At 70.7% G+C, this 15118-nt stretch carries 13 protein-coding genes; 4 read left to right on the top strand and 9 right to left on the bottom strand.

What is annotated here, in order from left to right; translation table 11 throughout:
• Positions 1-11: 11 nt before the first annotated feature.
• On the bottom strand, positions 12-704 hold the full coding sequence (locus tag ABZ027_RS01845; RefSeq protein ID WP_356763279.1) for a response regulator transcription factor: 693 nt from the start codon (positions 702-704) through the stop codon (positions 12-14).
• A gap of 227 nt (positions 705-931) precedes the next feature.
• On the opposite strand from ABZ027_RS01845, the gene ABZ027_RS01840 reads away from it, so the two are divergent.
• Positions 932-1780 (top strand): DUF3152 domain-containing protein, encoded by an 849-nt coding sequence (locus ABZ027_RS01840; RefSeq protein ID WP_356763277.1) that lies wholly within the window; start codon positions 932-934, stop codon positions 1778-1780.
• 16 nt (positions 1781-1796) lie between these two features.
• Here the strand turns inward: ABZ027_RS01840 and ABZ027_RS01835 are convergent, their stop codons facing one another.
• The 3 genes from ABZ027_RS01835 to ABZ027_RS01825 are packed head-to-tail and all read right to left on the bottom strand — an operon-like array spanning position 1797 to position 4842.
• Positions 1797-3077, bottom strand: a complete 1281-nt coding sequence (locus ABZ027_RS01835) for a sugar ABC transporter substrate-binding protein (RefSeq protein ID WP_356763275.1) — start codon at positions 3075-3077, stop codon at positions 1797-1799.
• Positions 3077-3910, bottom strand: a complete 834-nt coding sequence (locus ABZ027_RS01830) for a carbohydrate ABC transporter permease (RefSeq protein ID WP_356763273.1) — start codon at positions 3908-3910, stop codon at positions 3077-3079. The genes ABZ027_RS01835 and ABZ027_RS01830 overlap by 1 nt, the downstream gene beginning before the upstream one ends.
• Entirely contained in the window at positions 3907-4842 is a 936-nt protein-coding gene (locus tag ABZ027_RS01825; protein ID WP_356763271.1) for a sugar ABC transporter permease, read from the bottom strand. The genes ABZ027_RS01830 and ABZ027_RS01825 overlap by 4 nt, the downstream gene beginning before the upstream one ends.
• 205 nt (positions 4843-5047) lie before the next feature.
• On the opposite strand from ABZ027_RS01825, the gene ABZ027_RS01820 reads away from it, so the two are divergent.
• Positions 5048-5920 (top strand): aminoglycoside phosphotransferase family protein, encoded by an 873-nt coding sequence (locus ABZ027_RS01820; RefSeq protein WP_356763269.1) that lies wholly within the window; start codon positions 5048-5050, stop codon positions 5918-5920.
• A 105-nt stretch (positions 5921-6025) separates the two neighbouring features.
• Here ABZ027_RS01820 and ABZ027_RS01815 read toward each other — a convergent pair whose 3' ends face one another.
• Complete coding sequence (locus ABZ027_RS01815; protein ID WP_356763267.1) at positions 6026-6949, bottom strand: LysR family transcriptional regulator; 924 nt, start codon at positions 6947-6949, stop codon at positions 6026-6028.
• A 94-nt stretch (positions 6950-7043) separates the two neighbouring features.
• Between ABZ027_RS01815 and ABZ027_RS01810 the strand changes: the two genes are divergently transcribed.
• Entirely contained in the window at positions 7044-8009 is a 966-nt protein-coding gene (locus ABZ027_RS01810) for a DMT family transporter (RefSeq protein ID WP_356763265.1), read from the top strand.
• Positions 8010-8277: 268 nt separating this feature from the next.
• Here ABZ027_RS01810 and ABZ027_RS01805 read toward each other — a convergent pair whose 3' ends face one another.
• The 4 genes from ABZ027_RS01805 to ABZ027_RS01790 all read right to left on the bottom strand — a co-directional run bounded on the left by ABZ027_RS01805 (position 8278) and on the right by ABZ027_RS01790 (position 12767).
• Positions 8278-9000 (bottom strand): 3'-5' exonuclease, encoded by a 723-nt coding sequence (locus ABZ027_RS01805; RefSeq protein WP_356763263.1) that lies wholly within the window; start codon positions 8998-9000, stop codon positions 8278-8280.
• A 157-nt stretch (positions 9001-9157) separates the two neighbouring features.
• A complete protein-coding gene (locus ABZ027_RS01800; protein WP_356763261.1) occupies positions 9158-10447 on the bottom strand; it encodes an SAV2148 family HEPN domain-containing protein in 1290 nt (429 codons plus the stop codon).
• Between the two features lie 64 nt (positions 10448-10511).
• Positions 10512-11864 (bottom strand): copper amine oxidase, encoded by a 1353-nt coding sequence (locus ABZ027_RS01795; protein ID WP_356763259.1) that lies wholly within the window; start codon positions 11862-11864, stop codon positions 10512-10514.
• 54 nt (positions 11865-11918) lie between these two features.
• Positions 11919-12767 (bottom strand): Tat pathway signal sequence domain protein, encoded by an 849-nt coding sequence (locus ABZ027_RS01790; RefSeq protein ID WP_356763257.1) that lies wholly within the window; start codon positions 12765-12767, stop codon positions 11919-11921.
• Between the two features lie 197 nt (positions 12768-12964).
• Here ABZ027_RS01790 and glgX point away from each other — a divergent pair, with 197 nt between their 5' ends.
• The gene (glgX, locus tag ABZ027_RS01785; protein ID WP_356763255.1) at positions 12965-15082 is read left to right on the top strand and encodes a glycogen debranching protein GlgX; all 2118 of its coding nucleotides are present in this window, start codon (positions 12965-12967) and stop codon (positions 15080-15082) included.
• The last annotated feature ends 36 nt before the right edge of the window (positions 15083-15118 follow it).

Below are 15118 nucleotides of genomic sequence, written 5' to 3'. Positions count from 1 at the left end.
CGGTCGGCCCCTCACCGGGCCGCGAACCGGTAACCGAAACCGCGCACGGTCTGGATGTAGCGGGGCTCGCGCGGTGGTTCGCCCATCTTGGCGCGCAGCCGTTTGACGCAGGCGTCCACCAGGCGCGAGTCCCCGTGGTAGCTGTGCTCCCAGACCGCTTCCAGGAGCTGCTGCCGGCTGAACACCTGGCCGGGAGAGGCGGACAGGGTGAGCAGCAGCCTCAGTTCGGAGGGCGCGAGGGCGACCGGTGCGCCCTGCCGGGTGACCGAGAGGCCGGCCCGGTCGATGGACAGGTCCCCATAGGTGTTGATCTTCGGTATGCCGCCCTCGGCGGGCACCCCGGCCGCCCGGCGCAGAACGGCGCGGATGCGTGCCTCCAGCACCCTGGCCTGCACGGGTTTCACCACGTAGTCGTCGGCTCCGGCTTCCAGCCCTACGACGATGTCCTCGTCGTCGCCGCGTGCGGTCGCCATGATGATCGGCAGGGTCTGGTCGAGGGCGCGCATCCCCCGGCACACATCCAGGCCGGACATGCCGGGCAGCATCAGGTCCAGCACGACGACGTCCGGCCGGAAGGACCGCAGCCGCTCCAGCCCGCCCTCGCCGGTCTCGGCGGCGGCGACCTCGTGGCCCTGGCGGCGCAGGGCGAGGGCGACGCCCTCCCGCACGGCAGGGTCGTCTTCGATCAGCAGAACGCGTGGCATGCGCTCAGTATCCGTACGCCGTCAGCCCGTTCGGGACTCTGTTACCGGATGATCACATAGGCCGACACCCCAAAGGCCGTTACTTTTTCGTTACCATTCGAGCCCGAACCCATCACATCGCGATCACAATCTGAACAACCATGACCGCTCGCAAAGCAACTTCTTCCAACAGCCGTAGTCGTCGGAGGGGCCCGTCACACGCCTCCCCGCGCGGACGGAACGGGCAGTTGTGGGCAGGTCTGGCCGCACTGACGGTCCTGGGCACCGCCGGTTTCGCGGCGGTGGGCTGGACGTCTCCGGGCGGGGGCGATACGCACGCCGACGGCCGGTCCGAGCCCACCGAGCGCGCCGAGGCCGGCCCCGGCTCCTCCCGGCCCGAACCCGGCGCGAAGACCACGCCGTCCCGGCCCGCCACCAGCCCCTCCAGCAGTCCGTCCGGCAGTCCGTCCAGCAGTCCGTCCACTGGTGAATCCGCCGCCGGTTCGTCCGGCCGGTCTTCGAAGCCGGTCATCCCGGCCACGGGGCCGGGGACGTTCACCACCGCGTCCGGTGGCAGCGACACGGTGGGGAAGGGCACCGTCCTGCGATACCGGGTCGATGTCGAGGACGGCCTCGACCTGTCCGCCGCGGACGTCGCCGAGCAGGTGGAGGACATCCTGGCCGACCGGCGCGGATGGACGGCGGACGGCCACACGGCGTTCAGGCGGGTGTCGAGCGGCGCCACCGACTTCGCCGTCCGGGTCGCCACGCCCGGGACGGTGGACAAGATCTGCGGACAGTACGGGCTGGACACCGGCGGTGAGGTCAACTGCAACGTGAGCCAGAACGTGATGGTCAACCTCAAGCGCTGGCTGCTGGCGACCCCCGTCTACGCCAAGGACGTCACGGCCTACCGCGGACTGATCATCAACCACGAGGTCGGCCACTTCCTCCGCCACGACCACGTCGGCTGCCCCGGCGAGGGACAACCGGCGCCCGCGATGATGCAGCAGATCAAGGGCATGCACGGCTGTGTGCCGAACGTCTGGCCGTACGACGAGAAGGGCCGCTACATCACGGGCCCCGCCGTTTCCTGATCCGGGCTCGCGACGCTCAGCGCTGATAGCGGGCCAACACCAGGTTGCCGTCCTCCTCCAGCCGTCGACGCAACTCACCGAGGTCGATCGCGCCGCTGTAGTACTCCTGGAACGCGGGCGTGGCCACCTTGTCCTTCCACTCCGGGTAGCCGCGCACGGACTGCGCGGGCGCCGGGCGCAGATGTGAGGCGAGGGCGGTGCCGGTGGCCCAGCCGTCCTTGGCGGTGTGCAGGGCGGGGTCCTCGAGGGCCTGGGTGCCGGTGGGCAGCATCCAGTCGCCCAGGGCGAGCCGGACCATGTTCTCGGGCCGGAGCAGGAAGTCGATGAACTCGGCGGCCTCCTTCTTGTGCGGGCTGTCCTCGGCGACCGACAGGGTCTGCGGGCTGACCCCCTGGGTGAGCCCGTCGGCGCCGGCCGGGGCGGGCAGCACCTGCCACGTGAAGCCCTTCGGTGCCTGCTGGGTGATCTGCTGCCGGTACGAGAAACCGAGCGGGACCATCGCGTACTTGCCGCCGAAGAAGCCGGGCAGGGTGTCCGAGCCGCCGCTGCCGAGGGTGGTCGGCGAGGCGCTGCCGTCAACCTCGGCCTGGTCGTGGATGGTGCGCGGCACCACCGCGTCGCCGGTCCCGAAGCGGACGGTCACCTTGCCGTCCGCGCCCCGGTGGAAGAGCTGTCCGCCCGCCGACAGGGACAGGTTGAGGGTGGCGGAGACGGGTTCCTTGAGCGGCCAGGCCACGCCGTACCGGCCGTCGCCGCTGAGCCGCTCGGTGATCCGCCTGAACTCCGGCCAGCTCCAGGGGTGTTCGGGGGTGGGAATGCGTACGCCCGCCTCCTTCAGCCGGGCCGAGTCGGCGATGAGCACCCGCGGCTCCTGCAGGAACGGGACGCCGTAGATCCCGCCGCCGAAGGTCGCCGTGTCCCAACTGCGCTGCGGGATGTCCGACCTGAGCCGATCGGGCAGCAGGTCGGTGAGATCGGCGAGGTAGCCGCCGTACGCGAAGTCGGCGAGGTCGTCCGAGGCGTCGTGGATGATGTCAGGCGCCTCTCCGCCCTCGAAGGAGGTGAGCAGCTGGTCGTGGACGCTGTCCCAACTCCCCTGGACGTACTCGACCTTGACGTCCGGGTGTGCGGCGTTCCACTCCTTGACCAGGTCCTGGTTGGCCTCGACGGACTCCTGCTGCCAGGCGAGGGACTGGAAACGGAGCGTGACACGGCCGTCCCGCGAACCGCTGTCGTCGCCGGTGCAGCCGGAGAGCAGCAGGGCCAGCGCGAGGAGACCGGCGATCTTGACACGCATCAGCTCTTCACCGCCCCGGCCACCATGCCTCCCGTGATCCGTCGTTGGATGATCGCGAAGACGACCAGTGAGGGCAGGGTGGCCAGGAAGGACGCCGCCGCCAGTGGACCCAGGTCGGCGACGCCCTCCGCGCCGATGAAGTGGGTGAGGACGACCGGCAGGGTCTGCTTCTCCGGCGTCTTCAGCAGCACCAGCGCGAAGAAGAACTCGTTCCACGCCGTGATGAACGCGAACAGGCCCGTCGCCACGATCCCCGGCGCGAGCAGTGGCGCGGTCACCGACACCAGCGTCCGCAGCCGCCCGGCCCCGTCCACCGCCGCCGCCTCCTCCAGCTCCGCGGGCACGGCACGCACGTACCCGACGAGCATCCACAGCGCGAACGGCAGCGCCCACACGACGTACACCAGCACCAGCCCCGCCAGGGAGTTGATCAGGCGCAGCTCCTTCAGCACCAGGAACAGCGGGATGATCACCAGCACGAGGGGGAACGCCTGGCTGACGACGCCCCAGCCCGTCGCGGCCCTGGCGAGCCGGGTGCGGTGGCGGGCCATGACGTACGCCAGCGGGGTCGCGATCAGTACGGCGATCAGCGCGGCGCCGAGCGCGGCGAGCAGGGAGTTGCCCGCGGCGCGCAGCAGCGGCTGTTCGTCGAAGGCCTGCCGGAAGTTGTCGAGGGTGGGGTCCCTCGGGATCCAGGTGGGGTGCAGACTGCCCAGTTCCCGGGGTGACTTGAAGGCGGTGGAGACCAGCCAGAGGAAGGGGAAGGCGAGGAAGACGAGATATCCGAGCAGGGCCGCGTACTGGCCGACCCGACCGCCGGTACTGGTCCTCACGCGTCGTCACCTCCCCTGAGGCGGCCCACCAGGAACAGGGCCAGCAGCACCGAGATCACGGCGACCATCACGCAGCCCATCGCCGCCGCGTAACCGAACTGGCCGTAGCCGAAGGCCTCTTCGTAGGCGAAGAGCATGGGCAGCCGGGTCCGGCCGCCGGGTCCTCCGCTGGTCAGGACGTAGACCAGGGCGAAGGAATTGAAGTTCCAGATGAAGTTGAGGGCGGTGATCGCGAGCGCGACCGGTCTCAGGGCGGGCCAGGTGACCGTCCAGAAACGCCGCCACGCGCCGGCCCCGTCCATCGCGGCCGCCTCGTGGAGTTCGCGTGGGGTGTTCTGCAGTCCGGCGAGGAGGGCGACGGTGGTCTGCGGCATGCCCGCCCAGACGCCGACCACGATCACCGCGGGCAGGGCGGTCCCGAGGCCGCTGAGCCAGTCGCGGCCGTCACCGAGACCGAGGTCGCGCAGGGTCTCGTTGAGGACGCCCGCGTCCGGGTTGTAGACCAGCCGCCACATCACACCGACGACGACCTCGGGCATGGCCCACGGGATGATCGCCAGGGCACGGGCCAGCCAGCGCAGCCTCAGGTCCTGGTCGAGCAGGAGGGCGAGTCCGAGCGCGAGCAGGAACTGCGGGACGGTCACCCCGACCGCCCAGACCAGGCCGATCCGGAACGACTCCCAGAACAGCGTGTCGTGCAGCAGATCCTGGAAGTTGAGCCCGCCGATCCACTCGGTGGGCTCGGTCCGCCCCGACTGGGCGTCGGTGAAGGCGAGGGTGATCCCGTAGAGCAGGGGACCCACGCTCAGCACCAGGATCGGGATCAGCGCGGGCAGCACCAGGAACCAGGCACCGCGGTCGGGCGGCCGTAAGCCCCCGTCGGCGCGCCCAGTGCCCTGCGCCGACCGCTTCGTCGCGGTCATCACGGTCACGTGATCGGCTCCTTCGCACGGCTCGTGACGCATCCGGGCCCGGTGGGCCCTGGTCATGGTCGTGAAGCGGCTCTGCCCCGTCAAGGCACCGCGCACACCGGTCCGACCTGTGCGAATGCGACACTGGCCGGCGGATGGCGGGAACTCGACACCGTCCGGGCGACCGTGGGGCGACTCGGTACGGACGACGACACGGAGGCGGACGATGGACGAGGCACGGGCGCGGGACGTACTGGCCGCGGCGGGGGTGCTGCCCGGCCGGGCTGAGGACGCGCGGCTGCTCTCCCTGGGTGAGAACGCCGTGTTCGCCGCCGGTGACCTGGTCGTCAAGGTGGGCCGCGACGCCGAACTCCTCGACCGGGCCCGCCGGGAACTGGCCGTCGCGGTGTGGCTCGCCGAGCAGGACGTCCCGGCGGTTCGGGCGGCGGGCCCCGAGGCGCTGTCCGTCGAGGGCCATCCGGTGACCGTGTGGCAGCGGCTGCCCGAGCCCGTACGTCCCGCCGAGCCCCGAGATCTGGCCGAACTCCTGCGCATGGTGCACGCGCTGCCCGTCCCCTCCTTCGAGTCCTTCGAGCTGCCGCCGCGCGACCTGCTGGACGGGGTGGAGCGTTGGCTGCGGCTCGCGGGCGAGGCGATCGACCCGCGGGACGCGGCGTACCTCCGCGAGCGCCGCGACGGTTTCGCGTCGGCCGCCGCCGCACTGACCCCGCGGCTGCCCCGGGGACCGATCCACGGCGACGCCCTGCCCCGCAACGTCCACGTGGGACCGTCCGGCCCGGTCCTCGTCGACCTGGAGACCGTCTCCTTGGACCTGCGCGAACACGACCTGGTCGTCATGGCCCTCTCCCACGACCGCTACGGGATGTCCGCCGCGGCCTACGACTCGTTCACCGAGGCGTACGGCTGGGACGTGCGCGAGTGGTCGGGTTGTGCGGTGCTGAGGGGTGCCCGGGAGACCGCGAGTTGTGCGTGGGTGGCCCAGCACGCACCCAGCAACCCGAAGGCGCGGGCGGAGTTCGAACGGCGAGTGGGGTCACTGCGCGAGGGGGACCCGACGGTGCGGTGGTACCCGTTCTGAGCGCCGGTGGCCCCGGGTGTCCTTCGTTGTCGGGCGGCCGCGAGGGTCCGTTGTTGTCGGCCCGGCCCCCGCAGGTTGGCCGCGTCTCCTCACGGCCCCGCGCCGTCAGGAATGCACCTGACCGTCGGGGTCCCTGTCCTGGATGGTTCGTGCTGCGCGGCGCAGTTCGGCCAGGACCGTGCGGACCGCCTTCCGCGCCGCGCGTTCCGGGCGTTGCAGGGCGTCGATGTGCCGTCTGGCCCGCACCCCGACCAGGGGCCGCAGAACCAGCGCGGGATGCGGACGTGTCGTCCAGCGCGGCATCAGCGCGAGGCCGCCGCCCGCCGCGACGGCTTCGGCGGCGACCGCGAACTCGTTGATGCGGTGCGCCAGACGGAGCCGACGGCCCGCCGCCGCGGCAATGGCCTCGATGGTGGCCATGACCGGGAACCCGTCGTGCACGGTGATCCACGGTTCGTCGGCCACATCGTCCGGTGTCAGCCGCCGCTCGGCGGCCAGCGGATGACCGGCGGGCAACGCCACGTCCAACGGCTCGCGCAACAGCGTCGTCGCGGTCACCGCGCGCGGCCACGGCGGGGCGTGGTCGAGACGGTGGGCGAGTACGAGGTCGTACTCCCGGGTCAACCGCGGGAAGTCGTCCTGGGCGACGTCCTCGTCGGCGAGCGCGAGCACCGGATGCCCGGGTTCGGCGAAGGCCCGCAGCAGCGGCGGGAAGAACGCCGCGCCCGCGCTGTGGAACGCCGCCACCGACACCTCCCCGTCCGGTCGGCCGACGAACTCCTCCACCGCGTGCCGGGCCCGCGCCATCGCCGTCTCCACCTCGACCGCCGCACCGGCCAAGGCCTGCCCGGCGCCCGTGAGCACCAGCCGCCGCCCGTCGCGCTCGGTCAGCGGCACGGGGATGGAGCGCTGGAGCAGCCGCAGCTGCTGCGAGATCGCCGACGGTGTCACCAGCAACGCCTCGGCGACCGCGGTGACACTGCCCAGTTCGCCCAGCTCCCGCAGGATCCGCAACTGACGTTCGTCCACCTCCTCAGTGTAGAAGCACCCTGTAGGGAAACTAAAAGATCGTTTAAGAAGGTGGCTCTAGGCTTCAGCAACCTCGTCGGTGCACCGTGGGCGGGTGTCCGACGCCCGCCGTACCGACGCGGTACTCCTCCTGGTCGCCCTCGTCTGGGGTTCCAGCTACCTGTCCGCCCAGACCGCCACCGCTGCCCTCCCCGTCCTGCTGGTCCTGCTCGTGCGGTACGGCCTGTCCGCGCTCGTCTGTCTCGGCCTCGTCGCCGCCCGTGCCGGCACCTGGCACGGCCCGCGTCGGTGGACCCGCGAGGAGCTCAGGGCCGGTGTGCCGCTCGGGGTCACCCAGGCCGCCGTCCTGGTCGTGGAGACGTACGGCGTGGCCCACACCACCGCCGCCAACGCGGGGTTGATCATCAGCCTGACCATCGTGCTCACCCCCTTCCTGGACCGCACCGGACACCCGGGCGGTCTGCCTCCCGCCTTCTACGCGGCCGCCGGCGTGTGCGTCCTCGCCGTCGGACTGCTGATGTCCGGCAACGGTTTCCACGCGCCCCGCCTCGGTGATCTGCTGATGCTCGCCGCGGCGGGCGTGCGGGCGGTGCACGTGGCACTGGTCGGCCGGCTCACCGCGGGCCGGGCGGTCCGACCCCTGCACCTGACGACGGTGCAGACCCTCGTCGGCTCGGCCCTGTTCCTGATACCGGCCGCACACGAACTGCCGGCCCTCGCCCGCACCGACGCCGCGACCTGGGCACAGCTCTTCTATCTCGCCCTGTTCTGCAGCGTGTTCGCCTTCCTCGCGCAGACCTGGGCGGTGCAGCGGACCTCCGCCAGCCGCGCGAGCCTGCTGCTGGGCACGGAGCCGATCTGGGCGGCCGCGGCGGGGATCGTCCTGGGCGGCGAGCACTTCACCCCGCTGGCCGGTGTCGGAGCGGTGCTGATGATCGTCGGTACCTACTGGGGCCAGGCGGTGGAACGTGCCCACCGCGCGGCGGCCCCACGCGAGACCGAAGTCGGACCCACCGAAAAGAACACCCGATGCCAGACCACGACACCTACCACCGTCTGATCTCCTTGCTCGGCACCTCCTCCGTCGACTGCCACCTCATCGACCACGACCCCGAGGGCACCACCGAGGCCGTCTGCGAAGTGCGCGGGCATCCCGCCTCCGAGGGCGCGAAGCGCATCGTGCTTCGGGTCGAGCTGGACCGCCGCACCACCCGGTCGCGAGCCCTCCGACGGTCTGACGGGCCGGGTCACACTTGCCCCACACCGGACCCGTCGGCCTCTCGGCTCACAGCGGGCACCGTCGGGCGTCGAGCCGTCGGCGCGTCGCCTCACACGGGCTCGTCGGCCAACTCCCGCAGCGGCCACACGCTGTCCACCACCGCGTCCGCGTCGCCCTTGCGGCGTAGGAAGCTCTGGAAGTCCGCCGCCCACTCGGCGTACCACTCGATCTGGCGACGGTGCAGCTCCGCCGGACCGAGCTCCGCGACCTTGGCGTGGCGCTCGGCTATCGCGCCGGCCAGCCTGGCGGCGGCGAGGGCGTCGGCCGAGGCCTCGTGGGCGGACTCCAGGACGACGCCGTACTCCTGGCAGACCGCTTCGAGGTTGCGCTTGCCCCGGCGGTAGCGGTCGGCCCACCGGTCGATCGTGTACGGGTCGACGACCGGGGCGGGGTCGAGGCCGCCCAGGCGTTCACGCAACGACAGCAGGCCGTGGCGTCGCAACTCGGCCGAGAGCAGGGTCAGGTCGAAGGCCGCGTTGTAGGCGACCACCGGCACGCCCGTCTTCCAGTACGTCACCAGGACGTCCGCGATGGCCTCCGCGACCTGGTCGGCCGGCTGGCCCTCGGTGGCCGCGCGCTCGTTGCTGATGCCGTGCACCGCCACGGCCTCCTCCGGGATCTGAACACCGGGGTCCGCCAGCCACTCCCGGCGTCCCAGGGGCTGCCCGGCCCTGACCTCTATCACGGCGCCCGTGACGATACGCGCCTCGCGCGGATCGGTCCCGGTCGTCTCCAGGTCGAAGCCGATCAGCAGCTCGCGGTGCCAGCCCATGGGTGGTTCCCCCTTCTTGGTGGTGCTTTCCCCCAGTGGTCTCCACGATCGCACGCACCACTGACAATCCGAGGACCGCATTCCGCTTAGGGGCCCCCAACCGACGGACAGTTCGGGACACCGAGGAGCGGACCACCGCAAGCGGGGCCCACTCCGTTCAGGACACCGGCCGCGAATCGGCCCAAGCCGTCTCGAACTCCTCGCGGTACGTCGGAAAGAGACCGGAGTCGTCGGCCTCGCCCGGCTTGACCACCCTGCTTCCGCCGCGCAGCACCAGCACCGGTGCCTCCATCCCCCGCGAGCGCCGCAGATAGGACTGCACCACGGCGATACCGTCCGAGCCGTCGCCGTCCACCAGGTACGCCGTGAAGCGGGGCGTCTCGTCGTACACCTGGATCTCGAAGGCCCCGGGGTCGCGCAGCTTGGAGCGGACCCGGCGCATGTGCAGGATGTTCATCTCGACGGCCCGGCTCAACTCGCCCCGCTTGAGGCCGAGTTCACGCTCGCGTCGCTTGACCGCGCTGGAGGCCGGGTTCAGGAACAGCAGCCGCACCCGGCAGCCGGTCTCGGCCAGTCGCACCAGCCGGCGGCCGGAGAAGTTCTGCACCAGCAGGTTGAGGCCGATGCCCACCGCGTCCAGCCGGCGGGCGTCGCCGAAGATGTCCTCGGCGGGGAACTGCCGCATGAGCCGCACCCGGTCGGAGTGCACCGCGACCACGTCCGCGTACCTCTCGCCGACGAGGTTCTCGACCGCGTCCACCGGCAGCCGGCGTGCGGAGGGCACGTCGCCGCCCGTGCCGAGCATCTCAAGCAGCCGGGCGGAGGCCCGCTCGGCCTGGCTGAGGACGGCCTCGGACAGTGCGCGGTTGCGCGAGACGACGTTCCGGGTGACCTCCAGCTCGTCCAGCGCCAGTTCGACGTCCCGGCGGTCGTCGAGGTACGGCTCGAAGCAGGGCCAGTGCTGCACCATCAGCTCCCGCAACTGCGGAAGGGTGAGGAAGCTGAGGACGTTGTCGTCGGCAGGGTCGAGCAGATAACCCTTGCGGCGGCTCACCTCGCGTACGGCGACCGCGCGCTGGACCCACTCCTGGCCGGCCGGTCCGGCCGCGGCGACCACCCAGTCGTCGCTGTGCACGGGTTCGTAGACGGGGCGCAGCACGGCGGCCACGACAGCGCGCAGCCGCTGTTCGACGAGATTCAGCCAGATGTAGGCGCGCCCCGCCCGCTGGGCACGGGTGCGTACCTCACGCCAGGCATCGGCGTCCCAGTCCAGCTCCGGCCCGATGGCACCCGCGTCCATCGGCCGGGCCAGGGACACCGTGCCGGGCGGGGCGTCCGCGGAGTCTCCCTGGTGATTCTCGCCACCAGGGGGCAGCTCCAGCCCTCCCGACCCCACCCGCGCACCGCCTTCCGCTCCCCCGAGCTCTCCCGGGGCGCCAGGCCCCATCCAAAGATCAAGGAAGAGTACTCCGCGAGCGGTCGGCGGTGCAGCCCGATGGACGGGTCGTTTCTCAACTACGCGGCTGCCAGTGACCGTTCTGCCAGGCCAGATCGGCGGGAGTGAGCGGATTCATAGCGGTGACGTCCCTCGGGACGATGGAGAACCCCTGCCAGTGGATCGGCATGGGCTGCTGGTCCTCGTCCCGGGCGATGTGGTGGAAGCCCACGTTCATCCAGACGACCGGGTGGGTGAGGGTCTGGCCGTTGACCCACTTGTCCACGGACTTGCCCCCGCAACTGCCCGGGTTGTTACTGGCGAACAGCTCGCAGTTGTTGTACTGGGTGAAGTACAGGTCGTGCTTGGTGAAAGCGCGGCCCGGGTACTTGGTGCTGGTTCCGGGGACGATCTCGTACGACCGCGCGTGCCCGTCCTTGTTCTTGCCGGACTCGCTGACCATCCGCCACCAGCGGTAGGCCTTGGTGTCGGCCGCCTGTTCCTTGGTGACCTTGGTGCGGGTGGTCTTGGTGGTCGGGGCCTGCTGACCTGCGGTGGGCGCGGTGACGGCCGAGTCGTACTGCTCGACGCGGTTCTTGGAGGAGCCGTCGAGGCCGAAGTCGAGCCGCCAGAAGACGTTGTGGCTGTGGCTGGTGGCGGACGCCTTGGCGGCGCCCTTGCCTATCGGCCAGCCGCGGCCGTCGCCGGCGTCGTAGTCCTCGAAGGAGAGGCTGCCGGTCGCTCCCACGTTCATGGTGACCGTGCCGTCGTCCTGGAAGCGCCACTCGGTCATGTACTCGTACCAGCCGACCTGGTTGACCGTGTAGACGAGGAGGTCCTTGCCCTGGGCCTGGTAGACCTTGTTCGCGGCGTCGCCCTGCATGCGGTAGGCGTGGCCACGGGAGCGGGTGGTGGTGCACAGACCCTTGACGTTCGGGTTGTCCGAGGTCCAGAGGTCGGGGACCTTGACCGTCTTGATGGTGCCGCCGGGGCATTCGCCCGGCGCCAGGTTCATCAGGCCCTGGGCGAAGTTGAAGCCGGTCAGGTCGTCGTACTCGTTCTTCCCGTCGTCGTACGGGACGTGGATCTGACCGAGCCGGGCGCTGTTGAGCACCTTGATCGGCGCGCTCTCGCCCTTGGGCTGGTAGGAGACGTTCTCCAGGACGAGCCCGGCCTTGTTGTCGTAGCGCCAGCACATCCGCCAGGTCGTACCGCTGTCGAGCTGCTGCTCGATGCGGTAGGCGGCACTGCAGTCGGCGGCGGCCGCGGCGGTGGCGGTCCTCGGCTGGGCGGGCTGGGCGGCGGCCGGTCCGGCGCCGGTGGTCGCACCGGCGGCCAGCGCGGCCACGGACAGGCCGACGGCGGCCCGGGTGCGGGCCCGACTGGTTCTCCGCGGCCGGGGGTCGCTGATGGAGCGCTTTACGTGCATGAAGAAATGACTCCCTCGCAGGAGGTGCGGTTCGAAAAGTGGACGGAGGGTGGCTCAGTCCTTGAGCTTGGCGACCTTGCGGGCGCTCAGGTCGATCACCAGGGTCCGGGCGTCGATCCACGACCCGTTCTTGATCTTCGGGAACAGCCGCACGCAGCGGTGCTCGCCGCACTTGTCGAGTACGGCGGGCTGGGCTCCCGGAGTCGCCCGGTAGACCCCGCCGGTCACCAGCAGCTGGTCGGCGGAGGTGAGCGCCTTGCCGGTGGCGTCCTTGTAGTCCGCCTTCAGGCCCGCGCCCAGCGGGTCGGCGATCAGAAGGTTCGTCGCCTCGACGTTCTCCTCCCGGCTCAGCGGCGGCTGGACGCCGCGCTGGGTGTCGGTCCGCACGACCTTCCCGCTGGCGAGGTCGACGGTCCGGGACACGAGGGTGTCGTCCCGGTAGTCGTAGAACGTCACGTCGGCCCGCCGGGGGGCGTCCGGGTCGCCGACCTCGGCGGCCTCGGGATCGGCGAGGTCCACGGTGAGGCGCTGCGGGCCGCGGTCGCCCTCGACGTCCTCGCTGGTGTCACGCAGCTGCCGGTTCAGGGCGATCTGCTCGACGCGCGTGATCTCGTCGTCGGTCAGCGGGTCGCGGCCTGTGCCCTTGTCGCCCTCGGCGGCGGGCTGCTCCACCACTCCGGGCGCCACCGCCGCGCCCTGCCCCTGGCCCTGTCCCTGCTCCTGGCCCTGGCCCGGCTCCTGGCCGGCCTGCTGCCCGGCGCGGGTGGTCCCCTGGGTCCCTCCGGTCTCGTCGGCCCCTGCCGTCCCCGGCAGGGTTATCCCGACCATCACGGCGGTCCCGGCGACCGCGATGGCCGCACCGGCCACCACCTTGCCCAGGTGGCGGTGCACTATCTTGCGCACATCTTCCCCCTACTCCCCCAACATCCCCGGGAGTACGTGTCTGCCCCATTTTTTCGGCTCGCGGTGTGGTCATCGATCACCGCGGGCACTGGTCGCCCGGTAAGAGGGACGTAAGTCATAGGTGGTTCCCTCACTTTCGGGGAGACTCATGACCAAGGCGCACCCGGCGGCCCCACTCACCTGAAAGAGTCGTGTCCATGCAGGTCTGGCCTGGAGAGGCGTATCCACTCGGCGCCACGTACGACGGCGCCGGCACGAACTTCGCGGTCTTCACCGAGGCCGCGGACCGAGTAGAGCTGTGTCTGTTGCACGACGACGGCTCGGAGACCGCGGTGGAACTGCGGGAGAGCGACGCGTTCGTCCGGCACGCGTACGTGCCCGGCATCATGCCGGGACAGCGCTACGGCTTCCGCGTGCACGGGCCGTCCGCCCCCGAACGCGGTCTGCGCTGCAATTCGGCGAAACTGCTGCTCGACCCGTACGCGAAGGCGATCAGCGGTGCGATCCGCTGGGGCGAGGAGGTGTACGGCTACCACTTCGACGAGCCCGACAAGCGCAACGACCTGGACTCGGCGCCGCACATGATGACGTCGGTCGTGGTCAATCCGTACTTCGACTGGGGCGACGACCGGCGCCCGCGCACCCACTACCACCACACGGTGATCTACGAGGCCCATGTGAAGGGCCTCACGATGCGGCACCCGGGGCTGCCGGAGGAGCTGCGCGGGACGTACGCGGCCCTCGCCCATCCGGCGATCATCGAGCACCTCACCGAGCTGGGCGTCACGGCGCTGGAGCTGATGCCGGTCCACCAGTTCGTGAACGACCACCGTCTGGTCGACATGGGGCTGAACAACTACTGGGGCTACAACACGATCGGCTTCTTCGCCCCGCACAACGCGTACGCCTCCTGGGGCGACCGCGGCCAGCAGGTACTGGAGTTCAAGTCGGCGGTGCGGGCGCTGCACGAGGCCGGCATCGAGGTCATTCTGGACGTCGTCTACAACCACACCGCCGAGGGCAACCACATGGGCCCGACGCTGTCCTTCAAGGGCCTCGACAACCCGCAGTACTACCGGCTGACCGACGATCCCCGCTACTACATGGACACCACGGGCACCGGGAACTCGCTGCTCATGCGGTCCCCGCACGTGCTCCAGCTGATCATGGACTCGCTGCGCTACTGGGTCACCGAGATGCATGTCGACGGGTTCCGCTTCGACCTCGCGGCGACCCTGGCCCGGCAGTTCCACGAGGTGGACCGGCTGTCGTCGTTCTTCGACCTGGTGCAGCAGGACCCGGTGGTCTCCCAGGTGAAGCTGATCGCGGAGCCGTGGGACGTCGGCGAGGGCGGCTACCAGGTGGGCAACTTCCCGCCGCTGTGGACGGAGTGGAACGGCAAGTACCGCGACACCGTGCGGGACCTGTGGCGGGGTGAGTCACGCACCCTGGCGGAGTTCGCGTCCCGGCTGACCGGTTCGTCCGACCTGTACCAGGACGACGGGCGGCGGCCGCTCGCCTCCATCAACTTCGTGACCTGCCACGACGGGTTCACCCTGCGTGACCTGGTCTCGTACGACGAGAAGCACAACGAGGCCAACGGCGAGGACAACCGGGACGGGGAGAGCCACAACCGGTCCTGGAACTGCGGGGTCGAGGGCGAGAGTGACGACCCGGCGGTGCTGGACCTGCGGGCCCGGCAGATGCGCAACTTCATCGCCACGCTGATGCTGTCCCAGGGCGTACCGATGATCAGTCACGGCGACGAGGTCGCGCGCACCCAGCACGGCAACAACAACGCGTACTGCCAGGACAGCGAGCTGGCCTGGGTGGAGTGGCCGGGCACCGAGGGGCTCGGCCGTGAGCTGCTGGACTTCACCCGCGCGATGGTGGGTCTGCGCAAGGACCATCCGGTGTTCCGGCGTCGGCGCTTCTTCCACGGGCGGCTCGTGGAGGGCACCACCGACGAGCTGTCGGACATCGCCTGGTTCACTCCCCAGGGCGAGGAGATGACCCAGCGGGACTGGGACTCGCCGCAGGCGCCGGCGCTGGCGGTGTTCCTCAACGGCAACGCGATCTCCGAGCCCGGTCCGCGCGGGGAACGCATCACCGACGACTCGTTCCTGCTGATGTTCAACGCCACGCCCGGGACGCTGGACTTCGTGGTGCCCGTCAGCCACGGCCGGCAGTGGGAGGTGGTGGTCGACACCTCCCGCACGGACGGCGTCCCGCCCGCCGCGGGCACGAAGGTGCAGGCCGGCGACCGGCTGACGCTGGTGGACCGGAGCATGATGGTGTTGCAGCGGCCGGTCTAGGCGCACCGCTGCAACCGACGCCAGAAGCGCGTCCCG

Source organism: Streptomyces sp. NPDC006332 (genome assembly GCF_040612855.1).
In the GTDB taxonomy this organism is placed as follows: Bacteria; Actinomycetota; Actinomycetes; order Streptomycetales; family Streptomycetaceae; genus Streptomyces.
This window is presented reverse-complemented; position numbering and strand designations above follow the sequence as displayed.